This window comes from Phnomibacter ginsenosidimutans, from assembly GCF_009740285.1.
Lineage (GTDB): Bacteria > Bacteroidota > Bacteroidia > Chitinophagales > Chitinophagaceae > Phnomibacter > Phnomibacter ginsenosidimutans.
Map to the genome: position 1 here is coordinate 3,047,203 of NZ_CP046566.1, position 22,510 is coordinate 3,069,712.

The window sequence follows — 22,510 nt, forward strand, 5'->3', positions numbered from 1 at the left end:
TTCAATTCAGATTATATAGCTCCCATTTTGTATTTTTAATTTCATCCTGAAAGTAAACTTTCAAAGAAGTGTGGTTTTCAAATTTGATATTCAAACTTGGATATGCACATATCATTGATTCAGTTGCATTGATAACATTCCCACTTATCATTTCATATTTTGTGCCGGATGGGAATTGAACGATAAACATTCCAGATTTGTACCCATTACCACTGTAATCCGTTGAAATATTCAATATGCCATCACGGTATTCACATTCAATATCTTTGTTCTGATTGTGGTAAATATCATCACTATAAGAAGATACTTTGATTCTATTGGCGTATTGACTTTTTTCACCAATCCTTCTTATCAATTCATCCTTATCATTCTCGCTTCTTACTATAATATCAATATTTATGAAGCTGGTAAAATCAAACTCATCTTTTATTAAAAATTCTTGTTGTGAATAATTAATATAAGTTCTATAGTCGCCATCAGATGTATTGAATATAGTGCTATACACATCACTAAAATTAAACTTAGATAACATTTGCAAGACAGGTTTTACTACCGCCCAATTCGTTTGCATATTACCATTGCTCATATAGCATTTACCACGCAACTTCAATAAAACTTCCTGTAAATTAAATCGAAAAAAAACAGGAATGGGACATTTAGGCAATCCTAATCTTAACGCACTTTCATAATATTTATTGGTTATATCTAACCCCAAACATTCATTATAAAACTGAGTAGGTGTTTGTGGCCTGAAATAGAATCTTGCAAATTCATGAGCTGTATGTCGCCTGCCAACTACAGCACCTGCTGCATCTGCAAAACCAATAGCCTTATTACGGCTGAGTATCTTTTTATTCTTAATTATTTCAATTGCGTTTGTAAGGTGTGTAAAATGATAAATGTAACCTGACCAACTTGATTGCTTTGATTTTAGATTTAAATAAAGTTCTAATTCAGGAATACTGTTCACTATTTGAATTATATGCTCTCTTATGGATAAGGGAATTGAAATGTTTTCTTGCAGATAGAAGTAATCCCAATACATCATGAACTCATCAACCATTTCAACTGTGAAATTGATTGATGTATTTTGAGAAATATATTCCCAATCCAAAAAGTCTTTAAATAGCCGCAACCCATTTATGTCAAAAACTAACATACCTGAAATGATCTTCCAGTTTAAAAACTCCTTGAATTTTAGGAGTATTTCAGGGGATGGGGAGAATTTTTCTGATTCGCAAAGCAAATTCCATTCTATTAAATCTTGATAAGTAGTTAGTATGGTTATGTCATTAAAATCCAGCTTCCAATTTTTGATAAAAGACATCCAATCCCATTTGCTTTTATATTCTAATAATAATTCTGGATGCTGTTGAAAGTCTAAATTTTGATGACTTGAAAGAGTAGCCCACAGATCGTTATTCAAAACATTATTTGAAACAAATAATTTAATAACATCGGGTGTAATATGTATGGAATCACTATTCAATATGGCATGCCAATTTGAATCAGTGTGCTGTACAAACAGACTTAACAAATTAAGATCAAAGAGTAAATTTTTACTACTGCTCAAAAGCGACCAATTCCATTGTTTATCTGAAAGTGTAAGCAATGTATCATTGTCAATCCAACTTGCCTTTGAAAGCAAATTGTAATCCCAGTCTTTATCCTGAAGTTGTAATAAAAGCTCTTTGTCTACTTTTAAGAAACTATGAGAAGATAAGGCGTGGTAATCCCAGGGTTTTGAGCCATTTTCTAAAACAAATTCTTTTGTCAACTCAAAACGTGGGTGAGAAGATAGTTTTTCCCAATCCCAAGGATAGTTGATAAACTTGCTAACTAAAGCTGGATATAATGTTACTTCATAACGAACTGATAATGCACCCCAATCTATTAGGCTTGAAAACCTATTTAAGCGTCTTGAATCAAATTCAGTAATTCTTTTTTCTTTATTTGAATTTGTAAGTAATGCACTTGCTGATGATAGTATATGCCAATCCCATTTATCCTCAAATTCTGAAATAATTCGTTCATTCCAAGTAATATTATTTATCGAGCTAAGAGCAGTAAAATCCCATTCATCCTTATATGCATAAAGATATTCAAGCGTTCTATCCAGCCATTGTCTTGTGTCTCTATAAACTACTTTACTGAATTGAAAAAAAGAAGAAAGAGTACTATTGCTTGAAAGTACCTTCCAATTTATTTTATCTGAATATGTTGATAGAAAACTATGGTCAATTGGGATAACTTTTGAAGAGCTGATATAATTCCAGTCCCAGGTGAAAATATCAAACTGAATAGTTTCTTGAATAAATTTCCAAAGGTCGTTAGGCAATATTTTTTTTGTTATAACAGACCATGACTCATTTATAACAGATTCTGGTGACTGTGAAATCAAAACTGCCAGCGATTGTAATTTATTTGTTGGGGTCAAGTCGATTGCCGAAACGAATTTATCAATTAGATAAGGCCAATGAATGTATGAAGCATATTCAACTTGAAAATCATCATCCAATAATAGCTCAGAGCTTATTCTATTTTTAGTTACCAAACTCCAATCCCAGAAAAGGTCAGGATTATCAAGGATGAAATCCAGCTCACATTTTTCTGATAAATAATTCCTTAGACCTTCAGCAGATGGCAATTGTAATAATTCATTCTCATCCGATAATACAATTTCATTAAGAGATTCTACCGATGCCTCTCTAAGAACTGAAACCCAATTAATGGCTATGTTATGAGAATTAAGGAGTTCCCGATTTAATAGTATTTGTTCAAAAGTAAATTCAGTCGATACATGCTTTGATATTATCACCAGCATCTCTTTTTCAACTGCCCATTGAATAAAGAAGGCCAAATTATCAGCCACAAGTTCCGATGGAACACTATTGATTAAAATATTTAATGCTAATTTATCTTGGTGCTTGCGAATAAATTCAGAAGACCATTTTAAGTCTTTACGATTACAAATAGCACTAAAGTTCCAAGGAAATGTTTCATTTAACTCAACTATAGAGATATTATCAATAGAATGGGATACATTTTCATAGCCGGCTTGATTTTTAACTAAGTTGTTAAATTTTTCAAATAGGACTGATGACCACTTGAGATTTTGATTTGCTTCAATTCCCGGAATCTTTTCATTGCCCCAAAACAATAAGTCATTGTCAGATAGAAACTCAAATATTTCTGAATTTAAAATTACATCCTGATCCCTTCCAATTTTGAAGTTGGTTCTTTTGAGAGAATTAATCAAATAAGAACCGAATTTAGGGTCGTTGAATGATAATTTAAAATCAGACTCATTTTTAAGTAACCTGTTAACTACTGCAATAGTGTCAATGTATGGAAATAGAGCTTCAATATTTAGAATGAAATAATTTATTGAATACGTAGAGCAGATAAGTGACCAATCCCAGCTTAGCTGGGGGTTATTAAGAATTAAATTGCCTGACTGTATTTCTCCAAAAGATATTAGCGTGTGAAGGTCAAAGGTAATGTTTGAATTTCCCTTTCGATAAATTCAAATGAAACTCTATTTGTAACTTTTTTCCAATCTTCAATTGCATAAACATCAATAATGGTTGTTAATAACTGTTCCAGTTCTTTTTGGTCAATTCTTTCCAAAAACACATCAATATCCCAAGGAAATTGATTGATGGTATTTATAATGTATGGTATTTCAACTTTCTTTGAAAGGCGAGACCAGTCCCAGTAATCCGCATAAGCTTCGATATTCAATATCAATACTTCATCAGGACAATTCTGTATTACCTGATACCATACTGCGTTACTTGTAACTTCTTCACTTGATAACAATTCAAACCAATTGTTATCCCATACTACTCTTGAATCACACAGCACTGTTTGCCAATTGACATGTTTGGTGAATTGGGAAATATCTGCCGCATGTATTTCTTTAATATCTCTAAGATATAACTGATAACGGAGCAACAGAAGCCAATCAGCAAACAATTTTGAATTTGCTTCTTTTAAAATTATTTCATCTAATTCAGGCGAAGGTTTGTCATTTAAAACTACTTCTATTCTGTAAACTTCATCCTCTTTTATTAAGGAAAGGGATATGTGTGAAATACTTTTTTCATAATTAAGCACCGCCTCATTTACCCATTGAATTTCAATATTCTTATTCTCTTCCAGTTCTGAATTAAAATTTAGAAGTGCCTTGTGAAGAAATACATTTTCATGCTGGTCTTCAGGACTAAAATAGTAAGGCTTTATTTCCTTCGAATTATATATTTCAGAAAAAAGGCCATACTTAGAAAAATGAAATAGATTGTCAAAATTTTCCCAGTCAAAGAGAAGATAATGCTCATTAAAACTGATAACACCTTCGTAAAACAAGTGCTTAACTCCTTTTTGTCTTGCTTCTAACCCCCAATGGGTTGTAGAAATAATCAGATTACCATCTTCATTTTTATGAGTTGATATCAAATGATATTCTGTAAGTGTATCAAGTAATGAAGAGAATATTCCAGCTTCAGCTATGTCAAAATACACCTGCTCCTCTTCATTGGCTTCAACAGCAAAACCTAAAATGGAGCCTAATTCATTATAACCAATTGTATCATTATACAAGTACAAAAATGAAAGAATAATATTGTCAAACTCAGTGAGAGGATATGCCTTTCTAAAAAGCACCTTATGCTTTGCAACCCTAATTGGCCAGTCCTCTTTTATCGTTATAAGATTCATTGTTTTAAGGATTTGGCATCAAATGATTTTACAGCACCATTAGGATGTTGCTGAATTGTTTCATAAACCCTGTTATAAATGGCATGTTTTCTAAAATGCTGAGAATTGCCAACAATTATTAGTAGCCTTTTTGCCCTGGACAATGCCACATTCAGACGATTGGGAAATTCTGCAAACCCTAAACTTTCTTGGGATGGATAACCATTCTCTGGGTACGCTTCCATATTAGGAGCCTGATTTGGAAATTCAGCTATGGAATTGCTTCTAACCAATGATACTACTACAATATTCCTCTCCATGCCTTGAAAACGGTCAACTGGCGAGATTCTTAGCGGAACTTCGGGATACTTATCCTTCAACTTATTTAGTAACCCAGCTTGAGCACCGTAGAAAGTAATTATGCCAATTTGCTTCTGCTCTATATCACCTGATGGCCAATAATCCACAAAGTTTTTATATCCGGGTGATTTCTTGAAATAACTTAAAAGCCAATCAATCGCCTGAACTTCTCCATAGTTAACTCTGGATGTACCGCTTTTTATTTCCGGTGATACTACATCAAGCCAAATAACATGTGTTTGTTTGTTGGCTGTAACACCATGATAGCGATTCAGCGGATGTGACATATCTTCCGAATTGGCTATCTCATCTGGAATACCACATTCTAAACCTCCGTCAGCAATATAAAACTGTTTTATAGTTTCATTTATCGCTGGATGCATTCTGTATTGGACATTAAATGAGGACTTTAAGTTTTTATCAATTCCAACAAATAACTTTTCAAAATGGGATACTGAAAATTCCTCTTTGTTTTTCTTAATATAACTTATAAGGTCACTGATTTCCCTTCTGTTTTTTTCATCTTTCGTTTTTTTCGACATCATTTTAAGATTATCGATAAACTCAGCAGTATCGACCATTGGAGGCAACTGTCTATGATCGCCAATTACAACAGCCTTTTTTCCGTAGAGGCATGGTAATGCTAATTCAGGAGGTGAGGCTTTACTCGCCTCATCCTGTACAACAAGATCAAACTCAATGTTTCTTTTCTTTAATGCAGCAATAGTGTTCTTATTTATAGAATGACGAAAAGCATCATATTCTTTGGTGTGTAATACATTGCAATAGTCTGAGAAGAATCTTGTAAATTTCTGTTCTGAATTTTCTTTACCAATTGAACTACAAGTTGCTCCTATTACATTAGCATTTTGTATGTAGTTATTAAAAAATAACGACCGTAATTGCTCATTTGCCTTTGTCAGATAGGTTATCCACTTTTCAGATAAATCGCTGTTAAATGTGGTTTGTTTTCTCCTTGCCCTATTACCGATTAAAGTAATCCAGTCTTGTAAAATATTAGTAGCTGATTTATCTTCAGTCAACTCCTTATTGCCAAATAGAACCCATTGTTTGAGGGATTCCAATGAAAATCTTCTTCCTTCTTTATCCAATTTGTCATCAGAGCCAAACCTAATTGGTTTAATTAATAAATGTGTTTGGGCCCGGAGTTTATCTAATGCGTTATCAACAGCAAGGTTAGTCTCTGATGTGACAAGAATCCTATATGGCTCTTTCTTAACAGAAATATTAGAACGGATGTGTTGCCATATCAACTCCGCAATTGCTGTAGATTTTCCAGTACCGGGAGGACCTTGTATTAGAAAAAAGTCATTTGCCAATAGGCACTTTGCAATCGATTCTTTTTGCCGGTCATTAATGTTTTTCGAAAGCAATGAAGCATCAATTTCATTGATTGTTTTTTCGTATTCAGCAGTACGTAAAATATCACCAGGGAAACTTCTGGCCTTTGATGAATCCACTAATATATCCCGGAGGCTTTCATTTAATATCTTCTGCTTAGTAATTGAAAATATAATGTCAATTGTATTTGATAGTCTTTTTATTTTATCCCTTTCGCCCTTTAAAGTGCAGCAAACTTTAGTCAAAGTATCTGGAACACAAATTGTATCCCTCATTGATTCCATTTCAATCACAATATTGGGATAGCTAATCTTTATAATATTCCCGAAAGGGACAGGCTTTTTATCATCCCACAAAGAAATTTCCTCACCTCTTATGTAATTAAATTTGCTATTGATTTCAGCCTCAAATTCTTCTTGTTTAAAGTTTAGAAAATATTTTAGTTTGCCTTCTTGCAGTTCTTCAAATACATACTGCATATTATCATTCAATAGCGGATCAATTGAATCTTTTATTTTTGCAACAAGTAATTGCAACAAGTCATGATTGTCAAAAAAGCAGAAGAATGATAGTTTTAAACCATTGTTAGACAATTTAGTTTTGATGGCCGGTATTTGCTGTAATTCCTCCTGTATTTCCAATAAAGGTGAGGCATATTGTAACTTTATCTTAAAACCATGCTCAGCTCCCTTGTTGTCAATATCTGCAATCTGTAATGCTGATAAATATTCAATTCCAGAAGTTAATTCATCTTCATTAGTGAAGTCAAATGAAACTGTTTCCTTCTCAACGCTAATATTAAAGCGTTCATCCTGAACAGAATTTTGGAAATGTTCCAAAAATAAACTTCTATCAATTTGAAATATGTGTTGGTGCTTTATAGTAAAAGAATCGGGACCAAAATATCGTTCAAATACTTTCTTGTAATGAAATATCTCAAAACGAAAATCTGATAAAGTAATATCTGATTCAAATGTTAGGTGAAATTCATTATTTATTGGTGTTGGGAGAATCACACCCATTTTATCGTTCTTCTTATCTTCAGAAGAAAAGAATATCTTTTTAGATTTTCTTGTATCCAAAAAATTCTGAAATAAATCTTCCTTTATTGTGAATATTAAGCGATGGTGAGATTTGTGATAAGCAGTGTTTTCTTTTATAAAGTTTAGTGCAGGTTCCCTTAAAAATATATCCTGAATAATCAGATTGGCAAAATGACCGTGACAAGAGACAGATTGAATACCTAATGTCTGAATTAAATATGAACTTGCGATTTCATATTGCTTTTGTATATAGTATTTAGAAGGCTGGATTTTAAAGATGCCTCCAATAACAGCTGAACGGGTAAAGCCATTTAGACTTTGTATTTTATCATCAATTCGCTTTATGTCTGAAAGAGTGGCAACTATTTGACCTTCCTTGTTAGGCTGTTGCTCATTTATGTCAGCTAACCATTTGTATGGATTTTCTTTTAAACTTACATGACCTGAAAAACATGGCTTATAATCAAACTCAAAATAATTTGCATCCGCTACTTCTTTTAATTCATCTGTATGCTGTGGACTTCTGGATGAGTTATACAGTAAATAGCCATCCTTAATATTTATATCGTTTTGTAAAATCCCAGGAAAGGATTTTTCTAATGAATGAATAATACTTGAGAGGGGATTTCTTTGTTCGATTGTGAAGTGAGCCAATCCAGTTTTATCCGTCTTTTTAAACTCAATTGCAAATGGTTCTGAATACTGATTAACGAATATTTCTTGAGCTTTAATAAATGCTTTCCAGCTGTTGATTGTTGACATAAGCCTTTTGTTTTTTCTTGATTTATCACTTTATAAAAACCAAAGGATCTCTTTACCGTGGTCGGGTAGTTTGTCGTGGGTGAAGTATGGGAATATCTCGGCCACCATTTCGGGGTACTTGATGGTAACGGGCAGGTTCTGCTGGCTTACGTCTTTCCAATAGATGCTTCATAAATAATTTATTAATAGTATTTTATACTTAGCAAAATGCATACAAATAAGTATTTTAAATTGTAGTTGTATTACCAAATACAATTCCGAGAAATTTTTCTTAAACCAGTTAATGCGAAAGCATCCTTTTACAATGAAATAATAAATATTATACCCTTTCAATTATACTTAGATAATCGCATCTGCCAATTAAAAATAAATAGATAAAGCAATTCATACAGACTATTACAACTATCACCAAAACAAAACTTGTTGCGATTTCAAACAATAATTGTCAGAAAAATATGGTTAACTATTTTAATACACTGCCGGTGAGCTGACACCAGTATTGGGTGAAAGCAAAAAGTGTCAGGCCAAAACATCACAAATCGAATGATAGCAGGGATAATGAGGTTTGTCAAACGCAATTTAAGTGTATCAGGCTGAAGAATTATCAGAAAAGCTATTTTTTACCGCGGATACTTGGCCAGGGTATTTTCAACGTTTTCGCATCATCTTACTCCCCCTCAGCCAGCATTGCGTCGCCCAATTGTTTCTTTGCACTAGCCCCCATTTTCTTCAGCTCCTCCACACGGCGAACCAAATTGCCTTTGCCGGTGCTGAGTTGTTTGAAAGCGATGTCGTAAGCCGATTGCGCATCGCCTATTTTCTTGCCCACATCTTGCAGGGTATCGGTGAAGCCCACAAACTTGTCGTAGAGGTCCCCGGCTTTTTCTGCAATGGCGATGGCGTTTTGGCTTTGCTGTTCTACACGCCAGAGGTCGGCAATGATTTTGAGCACCGCCAGTAAGTTGGTGGGGCTTACTAACAGAATGCGTTTGTCATAAGCATATTTCCATAACTGGGTATCCTCTTTCATGGCCTCCAGGAATGCCGCTTCAATGGGCATAAACATAATCACGTAGTCGAGTGCCAGTGCGTACTTGGGGTAGTTTTTCCGGCTCAACCCATTGACATGGTTATAGATGCTTTGAATATGCTCTTGCATGGCCTGCTTTTGTTCAGCAAGGTCATCCGCAGACACATAGCGATCCCAGGCAAGCAATGATACCTTGGAATCTACGATTACCTTTCGTCCATCCGGGTAATGGAGGGTAACATCCGGCTGCAACCCTTTGCCGTGCTCATCCTTTATGATGTTGCCTGCAGCATCTTTGATAAACTCCTGCGTAAAATATTCCCGCCCTTTGGTAAGTCCGCTATGATCGAGGATGCTCTCTAATAGCATTTCGCCCCAATTACCTTGTTGCTTCTTGTTGCCTTTGAGGGCAGTGGTTAGGTTGTTTGCCTCTTGCCCTATCATTTGCGTGGCATCCACCAGACGTTTTACTTCGGCAGACAATGAAAAACGCTCCTTGCTTTCTTTATCGTAGGTGTCCTCCACTTTCTTCTTAAACTCAGTCATTTCATTTTTCAGCGGCTGCAGTATTTCTGTGATGCGCCTGTCGTTTGTTTCGGCAAACTTCCTGGAGTTGGTTTCTAAAATGTCGTTGGCCAAATTTTGAAACTGAATACGCATGCTGGCACCCATTTCCTGCATTTCCCGTTGCTTGTCTTCAAGCGCTTTGTTGGCTGCAGCTAGCTGCGTTTGCAGCATGGTTGTTTGATTTTGTGCAGCAGCATACGCTGTTTGTAAATCGAAATACTTCTGCTGTTCGGCTTCCAGCAATTGCAGTTTACCCTGAGCCAGGTTAGTACTGGCCAGGTATTCGTCACGTTCCATCCGTAGCAAAACATTGTTTTTTTCGAGCTCCTCTTTTTGGGTTGTTACCTGCGAGAGCATCTGCTCAACGCTGGTAAGCTTTTGCTTCATCAGCATCTTGCTGATCAACCAAGCGGCAGCAGCGCCTGCCATAAGGGCTAATAAGGCAGTCGTCAACAGTTCGTTCGTCATAAGTTAGTATTTGAGAATAGCACAAACTTATTCGGGAAGAATGCAACCTATCTGCGATCTGAGAGATGTATAAGATTAACAGTTTCATCTCTCAGTTTTGAGGTAGCAAAACATAATAAACACCAGCATTGGCATTCCCTTAATTCATAATGAAGATCAACCCAAAGTAGCTTTCGATATTTAATGGCCAAAATGCATGAAGCCATATTGAATTCTCCTATTGCTTATTCATCCAAATACGATCAAAAGTTTCACAAGCCTTTTTTCAACCTGAAGAATTAGCCTGTTGAATACCTTGTCCTTTCCATCCCAAAAAATGGCGGCCCCATTGGCATTTTTAAGTAATAGTTGCATCGATCTCAATGATTTTATTGGATAGCCCCGCCTACAAGCATAACGTAATATCAAACCATTGGGGTCGGTTTTGGGACAAATGAGTACTTGAATCCCGCTATAACCAGATTCTAAGCTGTGAAGAGCTACCCATTCATCAACGGTAGCTGACAGAAATGCGTAATCGTGAAAGCTCTCAGAAGTAGCAATGATCAGTCTAAACATTCGATGGCTGATGTTTTGATAGAATGGTATACCTCGAAATTCTAATTGGCGATTGTAATGAGATTACAATGCAGCGCTACACTTTTACATTCTCAAAAAATTAGACCTATGCCTCAAAATGAAGTAGAATCTCATCCTTATTTGGATATCCAAATGTCTAAAGCAAATTTTCATCATGGAAGTTTCACTACCCTTCTACTGGGCACTTTTCCCATTTATGAGCTCACCAAATCTGAGCCAATTGAAGCAGCAGGTGTAACCAAACGAACAGAATGGACACAACAAGCAAATTTCAAATTCTTCTACGGCAGCAAGGGTAATTCCTTCTGGAAAATACTGGCCAATATTGCAGGAACTGAATTCCCCTCCAGTACAGAATCGTGTCTGAAGATACTTGCACAACAAAATATATTCATAGGAGACGTCATCGCATCTGCCTCAAGAATTGGTTACAGTTCCAAAGACCAAGATTTGACTATTAATAGCCTGAACCGGGCTCTACAAAACACACTTGACTCGCTTACTTCAATTCAACAGATTGTATTTACAAGTGATGTAGCAAAAAGAGTATTCACTGAAATCATAGGAATTCCGAACGCAAGAAGAATTCAGACAATGAACCTGAATAATCGCAACATTAGCATGTATACATTACCCACACCTGCGGGCAACGGTAGATCGGTCCGTAGATTTTTTAAAGATTTCCCTCCAACTGCAGAAGAAATAGTCTTGATTGAAAAAAAGCTCCCTTATGCTTTGGCATATCGTGAAAGACTGTATCGTCAGTTTCTGCAGGTAATCTAACCGTTTATTTTATTGCCATATAGTGTCAAGACAGCCTTGGCCGATGATATCATTTTTTCAGCTAGCCAGGCAGGCTTTAAAACCTTTACTGCAGGCCCGTAGCTGAGAATCAGCATTTCCAATTCTGGACTCGTATAAACATACAAGTCGATTAGTAGCGATTTGCCATCGTTGGTTAAAGTGGCCTTTTGGCTATGATGGAGCGGATTGGCTTGTATTTGTGCTATAAAATCATTGAATTCCAATTGGATCAGCTCGGGGGCTTTTTCATGCCAGTGCCAAACACCTATACTGTATTTGAAATAGTCAGTTGGTGAGAAGTCGGGATCCACAAAATACGGTTCATCACAAGTCTCCACATTTCGGATGGAACTCAGTGAAAAAACAAGTGTTTTATGAGGTGAACTCGATTGGTGAGCATATGCGACTAGATACCAGCGATCATGAAACTGTTTGAGCAAATATGGTGAAACAACCCGTTTCCTTTCTTCCGTATCCCGCATGCTTTTATAGGTCATCAAAAGTGTGCGGCCCTCAATAATAGCGGTCAATAAAGGATGAATCCAAATTGCACCACTATCGTTTTGTGCAGCATTAAAAGCAACAATTTGTTCCGTCACCTTTCGTAAGCTACCAGAAGCATTTTCGTTCAGCACTTTTTGAACAGTCTGAGAAAATTTCTCCTGCAATGGCGACCCTGCGAAAAGGCCAAAAACACTAGCCGCAATAGTGAAGAGCTGTTTGTCTTCGTCGGAAATAAAATCTTCGAATACTTTGTACCCCTTTTGGGTATAATGATACCCATCTGAAACGGTGAACTTAACTGTTACATTATCAACATCGGCCAATTCATTAAGTGACTTGATGTATTTGCTCAACATGTCCTCACCTATTTCATCTCCACCCTTCGCAGTCACCAAATCATTGAGCAACGAAACGAATTCCTTTCGGCTATTGATCTTCCTGCCACTGGACAAGAGATAATCCATAACACGCAAACGGTAGTCGCTGAAGTTCATAATAGACAGTTGTTTGGCTTTTCGAAAAAATTGATACAACAAAGTGATTAAATCAAATATACAGATGTGCCGGTATACGATTCATTTGAGACTCAACACGCATTACATCAATTCCAAAAACATTATACCACAATTTTTTGAAAAGCTTTCTAAACTAATGAGAAGGTGTTTTATCCGCTTTATACCTCGATTCAAACAACCTGGTATAATTAAGTTCATTCAGGCACCTTACATACACAAAGCCTTCTGAAGTAAACACAGCCTCCATGCTTTTGGCTAGCATATCATTGGTTTCCTCTACCCTTTTATGCTGAAACAACAGCCTGGACAAACTGAGATAGCTCTTAGATGAACCTATCAAGAAATGCATGTTTGTGCTATCTGAAGCAGTAATCACTTCGATTAGTCGCTGCTTTTGCAGATTGCTTTTTGCCAGCAGTAAATCAACGAAATCATCTATCACAACAAAAAATGGAGTAAATATTGTATTCGGCTGTTTTGACAACTGACTCCTACGATCTTTAGCCACATTGGTTATTTGCTTGATGAAACTGTCTCTGGAAATGCTCAAATCGCCTTCTGCAGAACGCCACATGCAAATGGCGCCATTGCGTTGAATGACATCTTCACCGACCGATTGCAACACCTTATTGGATGAACAAATGGCTAAGTTACTCCCAGGAATATGAGTAGCTATTTGATGTACTGTAGAGGTAATAATCCGAATCTGAATTTCTGGATTACTGAAAGACAAAAACAGCCTTTCGTTTTCATGGAGGCCAACTGCAAAAGGCTCACCGGTACTTTTTAATCCTATTTCTAAGAATACTTTCACTTGCTGCAAGTTACGTGTGTACTGGCGAATTACTACCGGATTATTGATTGTAATGACATTACAATCCCGTCATATATTCTTGCATTAACCGATTCAAACACACTTGACTATGACGTATGACCAATTGCCAATAGTAGAGCGAATATTCAATCTCACTGAGATGAACGCTTTTCATAAAAAATATAATTTGAATTTCAATTACCCTGAGTACCCTGATTATTTATATTTCATTGTTTACATTGATGGTCATAAGCCAACTATATTATTCTTTCGTTCGGGCACCGAAAATCGGATTGGTTGGATTTGCCCTAAAGGAATGAATGCGGCTGAAGGTCTATCTCTATTGCCGTCACATGATTACCATTCGATGCTTCTATTCGCTTCCTTTTATTTAAGCGAAAGTGCTGATAAGTTTTATACCATCCTCAGAAAAAGCAGTGAGTTATATCAAGGTACTTATTATGATTATGTGTTTGCTCCTACCTATGGCTTTATGGCGTTTGCTGAGCAATTTTCTGAATTATATAGAATTTTCACGGGTGCAAAAAAAGCAGATGCCGATCAAGTTGTTGTGGATTGGAATTTGAATAGATATGATACAAGAGCAACTATAAGAAATACAGCTGATGAAAATGGCGTCCTATTTAGGGACGTGATACAAAATAGATTCTTTGATGGCGCCCATTACGTTTTCAGACCCAACTACAAAGCAGCCCATCAACTATTAGCTTTACTTCATGAGTATAGGCTATTAAAACCATCAATATTGTCAGATACAAAAAGCCGCTACTTCTGGGCATCTTGATTTACATTTTTTGTCCTGAACCATCCAATCAACTGTTATGTATTTAAGAATATACCAGCTTACAATGATTATCGCCTTTTTAGGCTACCATTTTCTGCCAGAATGGACAATACAATCGGGGGGGATTGGCGGACAACAATTGACCACAAAGCACTTGTTTTTTTTGTATATCACTGTAAGTGGATTTTGGTTTATATATAAAATGAGAAAGCACCCACCTTATGACATCATGTGGAACATCTTGCTGATTTTTATAATCGTGCTGACTGGCAGACTTTTAACAGGTTACGTTAAGTACAAATTCAAAGAGAAAGATTAGAAGAAGTTGAAAGATTTTATCACAAATAGCTGGGGTGGTGAAAACAAGTCGACGGACTGGATAGACACACCCGAAAGGGCGGGCCAATGTTGAATGCTGTGTGGTGCACTACCTCTTACAATAAGCTCATGCAGGTTCGATTCCTGCCCCCAGCACTCATATACTTAGAAGACACCGATAAAAGCTATAGCCGTTCACCACAAAAACAAACGTATGCCAATAGAAAAAAAGCTTCCAATGCTCTCGAAATCCGATTATCAACTTGCCTCTGGTTGTGCTAAGAAACTGGTATATAAAAAAGAGGGTTATCCAACGACTAATGACACGAATGAATACATGGAAATGCTTGCACAAGGGGGCTACATTGTCGGAAAGATGGCCACTTTATATTATGAAGATGGAATAGAGATTGAAGGAACTACAAAAGAATGCGTTCAGCAAACACTCGAACTATTGAAACAGGATCATGTAACACTTTTTGAAGCGGCTATTCAAAGCGGTCAAAAAATTGTCCGAATTGATATCCTCATTAAAAGGGGTCAGGAGTTGCAATTGATTGAAGTAAAGTCAAAGTCCTATGCTTCAAACGATCCCAAGTCGATCAAGCAGTTGGATACATACATTGAAGATGTCGCCTACCAATATCACGTACTGTCAGAACAGTATCCAAATCACAATATTTCCAGTTTTCTTTTCTTACCCGACAAATGTTTGTATACCGAAATTGATGGGTTAGCAGGATGGTTTTCAATTGAACCGAACATATCTGAAATAGAAGATGAAAACCCAGATATCATCACGCAACAGCAAACAAGATTTAAAAAACCTGTTGTACGTTTCAAATACGAGCATCACCAAGTTAAGGAGTACTATGTAGCATTTTTGAAACGTCATAGAATACTGACACAACTCAACATAACAGATCAAGTTAAAGCCTTGCAACCAGTTGTCGAACAAAAGGCTGCTAGATACTTGAGGATTCTGAACCAGGGAATAGCCAATGAGGACTTTAAGATTTCGAAGGATTGTAAAGCATGTGAGTTCAACACACCTAACGAATCTCAGAATGGATATGCTGAATGCTGGGGAAACATAGCTTATCAGGACCATCATATTTTCGACTTGTTTTTTGGCGGCGCTGTAAAAAATACACAGAAAGAATACTACTGGAATGAATTAATCAATCAGGAAAAAACACATCTGTTTGATATCGATACAGCTGTTTTGCGTGGAGACAAAGACGAATTGGGCAAAAGGGCTCATAGGCAGCTTTTACAAATACAAAAGACAAAAGAGAATACAGAATGGAAATCGGAAGCTTTACACTCCTTTATTGATTCACTGAAGTATCCATTACATTTTATTGATTTCGAAACGTATACTGGCTCAGTTCCCTTTCACAAGAACATGCGTCCTTATGAAATAATCGCATTTCAATGGAGTTGTCACACGATTCCATACAAAGGCGCAACTCCAATACACAAAGAATGGATACACACTGGTTCGCAATTTCCTGATTCAAATGCTTTTCCCAATATTGAATTTGCCAGAGCATTGATGAAACATATTGGATATACGGGCACAGCTTTTATGTGGGCAACACATGAAAACACTGTTTTGTCAGCAATACTTAACCAAATAGTTAACAGCGACAATAAGGATCCTGAATTAGAGAAATGGCTAACAGACATCACCAGTGATAAAGCCAGCAAACGCAAAGGCCGCCTGATTGATATGAATCAACTCACCATCCAATATTATTTCCACCCATACATGAAGGGTCGGACTTCAATTAAAAAAGTACTGCCGGCAATATGGAGCCATTTCCCATACCTGCATCAGGTTCCTCATTTTTCTAAATATTCACCTGACAACTGGAATACTGGGATTATAGATCCTTACGACAACTTGAAAGCGTTAAACAACGTAGAAGATATAGATAGCGATGATGTTGTGGCTGGAGGAACTGATGCCATGCGAGCCTATCAAAGAATCCGTTTTGACAGCAACCTTTCTCAAACCCAGAGAGCCTCCATCAGAAATCAACTTCTCGAATATTGTAAGCTAGACACCATGGCGATGGTAATAATTGCGTATCACTGGGGAATCAGATAAGTCCCCAAGACAAAAGCAACTCAATAAAACTCTGAGCTGTGTCAGCAGAGCGACTGCCTGAAAGCCGGAGCGTACAGGCCCGCAGCTGAGGGTGGCCAGCCGGCGGCGCACAAAAAAGCGGTGGAGGCCCGATGGCTGTAGCCGTGCCTATCCTGCAGTGCAGCGACCGCTGACTGCAGCTGTAGTGAGAGTGGAGCCAACGAAGCCTGGCCAATGGATGGGTATTGTGCGGTGGGCTTGGCAGGCGCAGTGCAGCGAAACGGAACGGAAGCGAAAGGAAGTAAGGGGGCCAACCAAGGTAGGCTGGGCTGCAGCCAGAAAGGGCCGGACGGCGGCGACCTGAGGGCTGCCAAAAACCATGACAGCCTTCGGAGCTTGCGGAGCACCCGCAGGGCAGCATGGCTCTGCTGCACAAAGCTGCGTGTGTTGGCCTGCAAAAGTGCCATGCCGGGCTGGCGAGGTTTTTGTTGGCCGACCGATGAAAGACCGCCGACCTTTTGTAAGGACACACTCCTGCCCACACTATCCCAGCAGCATAGAGCGACGAAATGTTTGGGTAAGAAAAAGGAAAGATTTGGTAAAGTAAAAAACGATGGGGACTTTTATAGCAACGTATTTGTATTATCGAAAGATTTAATAGCTGAAAACTTTCAGCTATTATGATTTGTACACCAACTTTGGTGACAGTACAAAATGATAAATTGTAAATTGAAAAAAACGAACAAATTTTATGAGAGTTCTTTTGTTTATAGTAGTTATCATCACTTCTATTTCTTGCAACAATTCAAGTAGTGAAAAACAAATACCAAACAAAACTAATCGAGAATCAATACGACAGGATATAATAGGCATTTGGGAGCTTTTTAAAAGAAGCTACAAACCAACCGAGGAGCCAAAACTTGTAGAGCCAAATGATAAAGAATATTTAGAAATAAAAAATGACGGGACTTGCCAGCATGGAAGATATGAAGCAAAATGGTTTTTATCCTATACTGACGACTTTATTATTGACTCAACTTCAAAAGTATTTTTTACCGAGTTGACTTATCTCAGTCCTAATTCATGGGGTGAATACGACAGAACAATTAAACCATACCAAATCAAGGTGACCACTGAAAACAACATTAAATATCTTTATATAACATCACTTAAATCGTCAGACACTAGAGTTTATATAAGAAAAAACTAAGCCAGTGTACAACTGACGGTTTTGCGACAGCAAGTCCGATGGGAAGAAGCCATAACTTTTGCACTACTATGGGCTACAAATCGGGCTTGTACCTAAACTGATGAAAAGCAAAATATGTTCTTATCTTTTGAAACTTTTAACAGCAATAGAAGCAGGCAGGACATTTTTCAAATGCTTTTCAAAATGTAAAATTATGACTGTTATAAAGTCACAGAAAATCTAATTTGATTCTTTTCAAATTTCAGATTTACAATAAACCCATCCGTTTCACCCATTAACAGGTATTTGCCAACGGGTATACGGTGCCTGGCTTCTCTGCTGTAGTTACAATCAATGATACCGGAGGCTTGAAAGCGAAGTGAATCTGTGGGGTGTTCTACTATTCGGTAGATGGTGTATTTCACAAAGCATTTTTCAGAGGTGATGATGAGTTCATCGGAGGCGGTAAGAGTTGGTTTGCTGCAGGAAAGCAGCAAACCAATGACGAAGATGTATTTCATGTGTGGGTGTGATTATTGATGAAAACGGATGGTGTCGGGCATGGGGCGTTTGACGATGCCCAAATCGAGTTGCTTGCCCATGAAACTGCACCGCATGATGAGTTTGCCTTTGGGCAAGAGAAAGGTTAAGGAATCGGGGCTGGCCACACCAGCAATGAGCATGGGCAATCTCCTACCCTGTTCATCAAAAAATGTGAAGCTGAAAGGCGGATGGTTTTGATTGAGGTACACCCGCATGGATACACATTTGTTTTGGGTTGTGCTGAGCAGGCGAAAGCCAGCAGCAGAAAAATGCAAGAGCATGCAACGTTTTTCATAGTTTGTAATTGTGTGATGAGAGAATAGCAACAGTGCCGCAGCCATGCGGCGCTGTTTTTTTTTACCAGTAAATGCGGCATTCGAGGGCCGTAACACTCACGTACATGGTTGGCTCCCGGGTTTGGATAATGAGTTGATCTCTCAACGCCACCCGCTGATACTGCACACTAATGAGAGAATAATCAACCAAGCTGAAAGCATCCCAGGCATGGTGAACTATATCATCCTGTAAACGGGCCAGCTCACTCGGGCAGCTGATTGGCCGCGGCGAAGCCGCAAAGCCAGCAAACAAGCCATTGTATTGCCAGGTGGCCGAACGGCCAGCATCGGCACAGGTAGCGTTGAGTTCGGCCAGAAAGCCATTGGCATTGCGGTAATACAGCCCGTAGCCATCTTGGTAGTAGCTGTACACAATGGGCAGCTTGATGGTGTAGAAACCAACAGCCGGCACTTGCCTCTCGCAGCTTTGTAAGGAAAATAACAGGCATAAAAAAGCCAGCATATAGCTGGCGTAAATGAATTGGGCAAAGCGTTGCCCGGTGCCGCTTAGGGCACTGGATTGAGTGTGTTGCATAACTGTGGTTTTATGGAATAAAGAAAAAAGACAGTGAACTAAGCCCTACCAAAACAAGTAAGGGATTGGTAAATGGATGGTAAGGTGTATTTTAGGAGTCTTAAATAGGTTTTTCATTTTTAGCGCAATCCAGATTGCGCTAAAAATGGAATTGATTTTCAATGAATTTGGATTGTTGAATTTCCCCTATTTCTGAGTTGTGGCAATGCTTTTGGAACACTCTAAACTATGACGAGAAATATGAAGACATATATACGTGGAATTGGTGTTCAAAATTTTAAAACTTATTCCAAATATCAATTTTGTAAATTTTCCTCCATTTCATTCCTTATTGGGAAAAATGGTGTCGGAAAATCCTCTTTTCTACAAGCAGCTCAATTCATCTTTAAATATCTTAAAAACCCAACGGCATTTAGATACTTTCCTGACGATGATTTTCAGATGATTAAAAATGAAAAAGTTGTAAATGATGAGGTTTTCTCAGACAATTTTACTCATCTTACTCAATTCATAAACGATACGTCTAAACCTTTGATAATTGACCTATTGATAGATTTTGGATTTGAAAACGACAAGTTTGTAATTAGCCAATTAAAGTATCGGTTCGTCTTTATCGTTATGACACTAGACGATGAACAATATTTATTCCTTGATGAATTAAATCTATTTGATACTGAAACAAATGACCTTTTGTTTACAAACAATTACAAGCAACATAATGAAAGCTATAATATAAACCTTACAAAAGAAGGCAGAGTTTTTTTATTGACATCGTTCTTAAAATATATCAACAAAGAAGATTTGCCAAAGCCAACCAGAGGCAACTTAAATGTGCTATTGGGAAAAGAAACTATAAATGATAATAAGAACTCATTAAAGACAAAGTTTGGTCACCTTGAAAAGCAATTTCTATATGAAATTGATGAAATTGAATTTTCATCTCCAAAACAGAGGTTTATGCCTGAACATGGGTTGGAGCCAGGCGCTATTCTTACAGAGGTTAATCTTTTTAATGATGAAATCACAAGTTATTTCTCAAACTGCTCTCACGAATTAAAGGAAGTGCTAAATCTAACTTATCAAGGTATAAAAGACAGCTTCCAATTAAACTCAAAAAAGTTGCAAGAAATTGAAACAATTAAAATATCAGAAATCAGTAGTAGGAAAAGGACTTTAAACAAAGATGAAGTGTATTTAAAATGCTTTTCTAACCCTAATTCAATAGAAGACGAGTTCTTAATTAATAATCTCAAACGCTTTCATTTTAAAGGGGTCCCTGAGATATTGCTGATTTCTAAGGACGACAAAAAATATAAAGCTGTATTAACTTCTGACCAAGCAACGAAAATAAACTTGATTGATGAGGGAAGCGGTTATTGGACGCTAACCTACTTAATACTTATATTAGGAAACAAGGTGAACAAGAATAAAATTATACTTATTGAAGAACCAGAAACATTTCTTCATCCAAATTTTCAAGCGAATTTAGCAGACTTGTTTATTGAAGCAACAGAAAAATTTGGTTTACAACTTATCATAGAAACCCATAGTGAATACTTAGTCAAAAGGTTGCAAAGACGTATTTCACAAACACATAGAAAAGACAAGCTAAAAACTAATCTAATTGAAGAACAAGAACCCATTCCATATGATATATTTCCTTCTGACATTTCAATAAACTACATCCATGATGAGAAATCATCAAATGATATAATAAACATTCAGATTGATAAAGACGGCGATTTGGATAGACCTTTCCCTACTGACTTTATGGACGTTTCAATCAATGAAGATTTATTGTTCTTCAAACTAAAGAATTTAAACTGAAATGGAAGCACATTGCATCAAGGTGGCCATAGACAAAGAATGCATCACCAACGAACTTACTAAAAATGGAAATATAGGATTAAATGATATAACCGACCTATTCGTGGGAAAAAAGGTTAAGTATTATACAACTTTTACTAATCAATCAGAACATTACAGAATTTTAAGTTCGCTTACAAAGTCATTATCAAATGAAGAACAATTCCTTCAATTAAAACTCAGAAATTTCAGTAATGGCCAAGAAATAATTGAAATGATACTGAACGGTATTGTAAGTAAAGAAAATATTGAATTATTACCTGACATCATTATTTCAAATGATGAGAAACTCCAAAAATCTTCAAACAAGTTTGGTGTTTTTTTTATAAATCATTTGTCTTTAAAGTATCCAGACAAAGCAAAACTGTCCATTAGAAAAATAGGCGAATATTTCAACATGACAGAGCAGTTGCCTTTTTGGAAAATTAGAATTGAAGACAGATACCTCATAAGAAACATTTGCACTATCCGTGATGCAGAATTACTATTTGACACTTTAAATATTGGTGATAAACATTGCTTAATCGAATTCTATTATTCAGGTAACGATTATGACTACAAAGGTTCAAACCATAGTGAGTTTATTGATAAAACCGAAAGAAATAAACGTATTGAATTTCTAAAAACTATTGGTAAGAAACATATATTGAAATTTTACCCAAAAGCAGGGCATGACAGATATCTCTGTACTAATAGCTCACTTTATATTTTTGGCAACTCTATTACGTCGGACAAAGAGACACACATTACTTATTATCCACTAATTGAGTATTACAATGAGTATTTCAATATACAATAGCACATGCCACCAACAAAAGGTTTGCCGCAAGGCTGGCGGACGGAATAACAATCGGCAGTTATACTACTATCAACTAATATCGGGCTTGACCGAATGCTATTTGGCTTTTAGTTGTTAACTTCATCAACAGTTTTTTAATCGGCTTCAGTTACCGGGCAGACACAGCAATAAACCCAGCCCTGCGGCAAGCCTCGAACGTTATTATTCTCTCCAACTAACATACCCACTCACCATTTGCAGCTTTCGGACATGCAGTTGGTGATGTAAATAACTGAGCCTTGCTTGCAAGGCTTTTTTATTGTTGTACGGTGGTTTGAGTTGTTGTAAAGATGTGCGGAGTTTGGCAATGGTACTGGTGGCTTGTTCTTTGGTGGCGAGGTCGGGGCTGCTGAGGTTTTGGGTGGCGGCAGTGAGTAGGGTTTGTAAAGCCTGTTGCTGGTTCAGGTAGGCCGCTTGCTCCTGGTTGGCTTTGGCAATTTCCAGCTGTAGCAATGCCATGTCCTTTTACACCAGCATCAA

General features: G+C 37.1%; 17 protein-coding genes and 1 tRNA gene. 7 read left to right on the plus strand and 11 right to left on the minus strand.

What is annotated here, in order from left to right:
* Position 1: 1 nt before the first annotated feature.
* The 5 genes from GLV81_RS13085 to GLV81_RS13105 all read right to left on the minus strand — a co-directional run bounded on the left by GLV81_RS13085 (position 2) and on the right by GLV81_RS13105 (position 10,848).
* Complete coding sequence (locus GLV81_RS13085) at positions 2–3,259, minus strand: DarT ssDNA thymidine ADP-ribosyltransferase family protein (RefSeq protein WP_157479259.1); 3,258 nt, start codon at positions 3,257–3,259, stop codon at positions 2–4.
* Between the two features lie 218 nt (positions 3,260–3,477).
* Positions 3,478–4,719 (minus strand): hypothetical protein, encoded by a 1,242-nt coding sequence (locus GLV81_RS13090; protein WP_157479260.1) that lies wholly within the window; start codon positions 4,717–4,719, stop codon positions 3,478–3,480.
* Complete coding sequence (locus tag GLV81_RS13095; protein ID WP_157479261.1) at positions 4,716–8,225, minus strand: DEAD/DEAH box helicase; 3,510 nt, start codon at positions 8,223–8,225, stop codon at positions 4,716–4,718. Before GLV81_RS13095 ends, GLV81_RS13090 begins: the two co-directional genes overlap by 4 nt.
* 667 nt (positions 8,226–8,892) lie before the next feature.
* On the minus strand, positions 8,893–10,290 hold the full coding sequence (locus GLV81_RS13100) for a DNA recombination protein RmuC (RefSeq protein WP_157479262.1): 1,398 nt from the start codon (positions 10,288–10,290) through the stop codon (positions 8,893–8,895).
* 228 nt (positions 10,291–10,518) lie between these two features.
* Complete coding sequence (locus tag GLV81_RS13105) at positions 10,519–10,848, minus strand: hypothetical protein (protein ID WP_157479263.1); 330 nt, start codon at positions 10,846–10,848, stop codon at positions 10,519–10,521.
* A 108-nt stretch (positions 10,849–10,956) separates the two neighbouring features.
* On the opposite strand from GLV81_RS13105, the gene GLV81_RS13110 reads away from it, so the two are divergent.
* On the plus strand, positions 10,957–11,652 hold the full coding sequence (locus GLV81_RS13110; RefSeq protein ID WP_157479264.1) for a uracil-DNA glycosylase family protein: 696 nt from the start codon (positions 10,957–10,959) through the stop codon (positions 11,650–11,652).
* Here GLV81_RS13110 and GLV81_RS13115 read toward each other — a convergent pair.
* Complete coding sequence (locus tag GLV81_RS13115; protein ID WP_157479265.1) at positions 11,649–12,671, minus strand: helix-turn-helix transcriptional regulator; 1,023 nt, start codon at positions 12,669–12,671, stop codon at positions 11,649–11,651. The genes GLV81_RS13110 and GLV81_RS13115 overlap by 4 nt on opposite strands.
* Before the next feature lie 154 nt (positions 12,672–12,825).
* The gene (locus tag GLV81_RS13120) at positions 12,826–13,506 is read right to left on the minus strand and encodes a hypothetical protein (protein ID WP_157479266.1); all 681 of its coding nucleotides are present in this window, start codon (positions 13,504–13,506) and stop codon (positions 12,826–12,828) included.
* Between the two features lie 109 nt (positions 13,507–13,615).
* On the opposite strand from GLV81_RS13120, the gene GLV81_RS13125 reads away from it, so the two are divergent.
* The 4 genes from GLV81_RS13125 to GLV81_RS13140 all read left to right on the plus strand — a co-directional run bounded on the left by GLV81_RS13125 (position 13,616) and on the right by GLV81_RS13140 (position 17,934).
* Positions 13,616–14,311: a hypothetical protein gene (locus tag GLV81_RS13125; RefSeq protein WP_157479267.1), complete on the plus strand. Its 696-nt coding sequence runs from the start codon at positions 13,616–13,618 to the stop codon at positions 14,309–14,311.
* 347 nt (positions 14,312–14,658) lie between these two features.
* Positions 14,659–14,785 (plus strand) — tRNA-OTHER (locus tag GLV81_RS13130).
* 58 nt (positions 14,786–14,843) lie between these two features.
* On the plus strand, positions 14,844–16,745 hold the full coding sequence (locus tag GLV81_RS13135) for a DUF2779 domain-containing protein (protein ID WP_157479268.1): 1,902 nt from the start codon (positions 14,844–14,846) through the stop codon (positions 16,743–16,745).
* A 730-nt stretch (positions 16,746–17,475) separates the two neighbouring features.
* Positions 17,476–17,934 (plus strand): hypothetical protein, encoded by a 459-nt coding sequence (locus GLV81_RS13140; protein WP_157479269.1) that lies wholly within the window; start codon positions 17,476–17,478, stop codon positions 17,932–17,934.
* Positions 17,935–18,134: 200 nt separating this feature from the next.
* On the opposite strand, the gene GLV81_RS13145 is transcribed toward GLV81_RS13140, so the two are convergent.
* The 3 genes from GLV81_RS13145 to GLV81_RS13155 form a co-directional block, all read right to left on the minus strand.
* Positions 18,135–18,434, minus strand: a complete 300-nt coding sequence (locus tag GLV81_RS13145; RefSeq protein WP_157479270.1) for a hypothetical protein — start codon at positions 18,432–18,434, stop codon at positions 18,135–18,137.
* A gap of 12 nt (positions 18,435–18,446) precedes the next feature.
* The gene (locus tag GLV81_RS13150) at positions 18,447–18,737 is read right to left on the minus strand and encodes a hypothetical protein (RefSeq protein ID WP_157479271.1); all 291 of its coding nucleotides are present in this window, start codon (positions 18,735–18,737) and stop codon (positions 18,447–18,449) included.
* 76 nt (positions 18,738–18,813) lie between these two features.
* Complete coding sequence (locus tag GLV81_RS13155; RefSeq protein ID WP_157479272.1) at positions 18,814–19,326, minus strand: hypothetical protein; 513 nt, start codon at positions 19,324–19,326, stop codon at positions 18,814–18,816.
* A gap of 240 nt (positions 19,327–19,566) precedes the next feature.
* On the opposite strand from GLV81_RS13155, the gene GLV81_RS13160 reads away from it, so the two are divergent.
* Complete coding sequence (locus GLV81_RS13160) at positions 19,567–21,153, plus strand: AAA family ATPase (RefSeq protein ID WP_197428308.1); 1,587 nt, start codon at positions 19,567–19,569, stop codon at positions 21,151–21,153.
* A gap of 22 nt (positions 21,154–21,175) precedes the next feature.
* Complete coding sequence (locus tag GLV81_RS13165; RefSeq protein ID WP_157479274.1) at positions 21,176–21,991, plus strand: hypothetical protein; 816 nt, start codon at positions 21,176–21,178, stop codon at positions 21,989–21,991.
* A gap of 201 nt (positions 21,992–22,192) precedes the next feature.
* Here the strand turns inward: GLV81_RS13165 and GLV81_RS13170 are convergent, their stop codons facing one another.
* Positions 22,193–22,489 (minus strand): hypothetical protein, encoded by a 297-nt coding sequence (locus GLV81_RS13170; protein WP_157479275.1) that lies wholly within the window; start codon positions 22,487–22,489, stop codon positions 22,193–22,195.
* Between the last annotated feature and the right edge of the window lie 21 nt (positions 22,490–22,510).

Bases quoted from the DNA above. Each gene is read 5' to 3' on its own strand.
- GLV81_RS13170 (WP_157479275.1), bottom strand. From the start codon at position 22,489: ATGGCATTGCTACAGCTGGAAATTGCCAAAGCCAACCAGGAGCAAGCG.
- GLV81_RS13125 (WP_157479267.1), top strand. From the start codon at position 13,616: ATGACGTATGACCAATTGCCAATAGTAGAGCGAATATTCAATCTCACT.
- GLV81_RS13155 (WP_157479272.1), bottom strand. From the start codon at position 19,326: ATGCAACACACTCAATCCAGTGCCCTAAGCGGCACCGGGCAACGCTTT.
- GLV81_RS13110 (WP_157479264.1), top strand. From the start codon at position 10,957: ATGCCTCAAAATGAAGTAGAATCTCATCCTTATTTGGATATCCAAATG.
- GLV81_RS13115 (WP_157479265.1), bottom strand. From the start codon at position 12,671: ATGAACTTCAGCGACTACCGTTTGCGTGTTATGGATTATCTCTTGTCC.
- GLV81_RS13150 (WP_157479271.1), bottom strand. From the start codon at position 18,737: ATGCTCTTGCATTTTTCTGCTGCTGGCTTTCGCCTGCTCAGCACAACC.
- GLV81_RS13100 (WP_157479262.1), bottom strand. From the start codon at position 10,290: ATGACGAACGAACTGTTGACGACTGCCTTATTAGCCCTTATGGCAGGC.
- GLV81_RS13135 (WP_157479268.1), top strand. From the start codon at position 14,844: ATGCCAATAGAAAAAAAGCTTCCAATGCTCTCGAAATCCGATTATCAA.
- GLV81_RS13160 (WP_197428308.1), top strand. From the start codon at position 19,567: ATGAAGACATATATACGTGGAATTGGTGTTCAAAATTTTAAAACTTAT.
- GLV81_RS13140 (WP_157479269.1), top strand. From the start codon at position 17,476: ATGAGAGTTCTTTTGTTTATAGTAGTTATCATCACTTCTATTTCTTGC.
- GLV81_RS13105 (WP_157479263.1), bottom strand. From the start codon at position 10,848: ATGTTTAGACTGATCATTGCTACTTCTGAGAGCTTTCACGATTACGCA.
- GLV81_RS13090 (WP_157479260.1), bottom strand. From the start codon at position 4,719: ATGAATCTTATAACGATAAAAGAGGACTGGCCAATTAGGGTTGCAAAG.
- GLV81_RS13145 (WP_157479270.1), bottom strand. From the start codon at position 18,434: ATGAAATACATCTTCGTCATTGGTTTGCTGCTTTCCTGCAGCAAACCA.
- GLV81_RS13095 (WP_157479261.1), bottom strand. From the start codon at position 8,225: ATGTCAACAATCAACAGCTGGAAAGCATTTATTAAAGCTCAAGAAATA.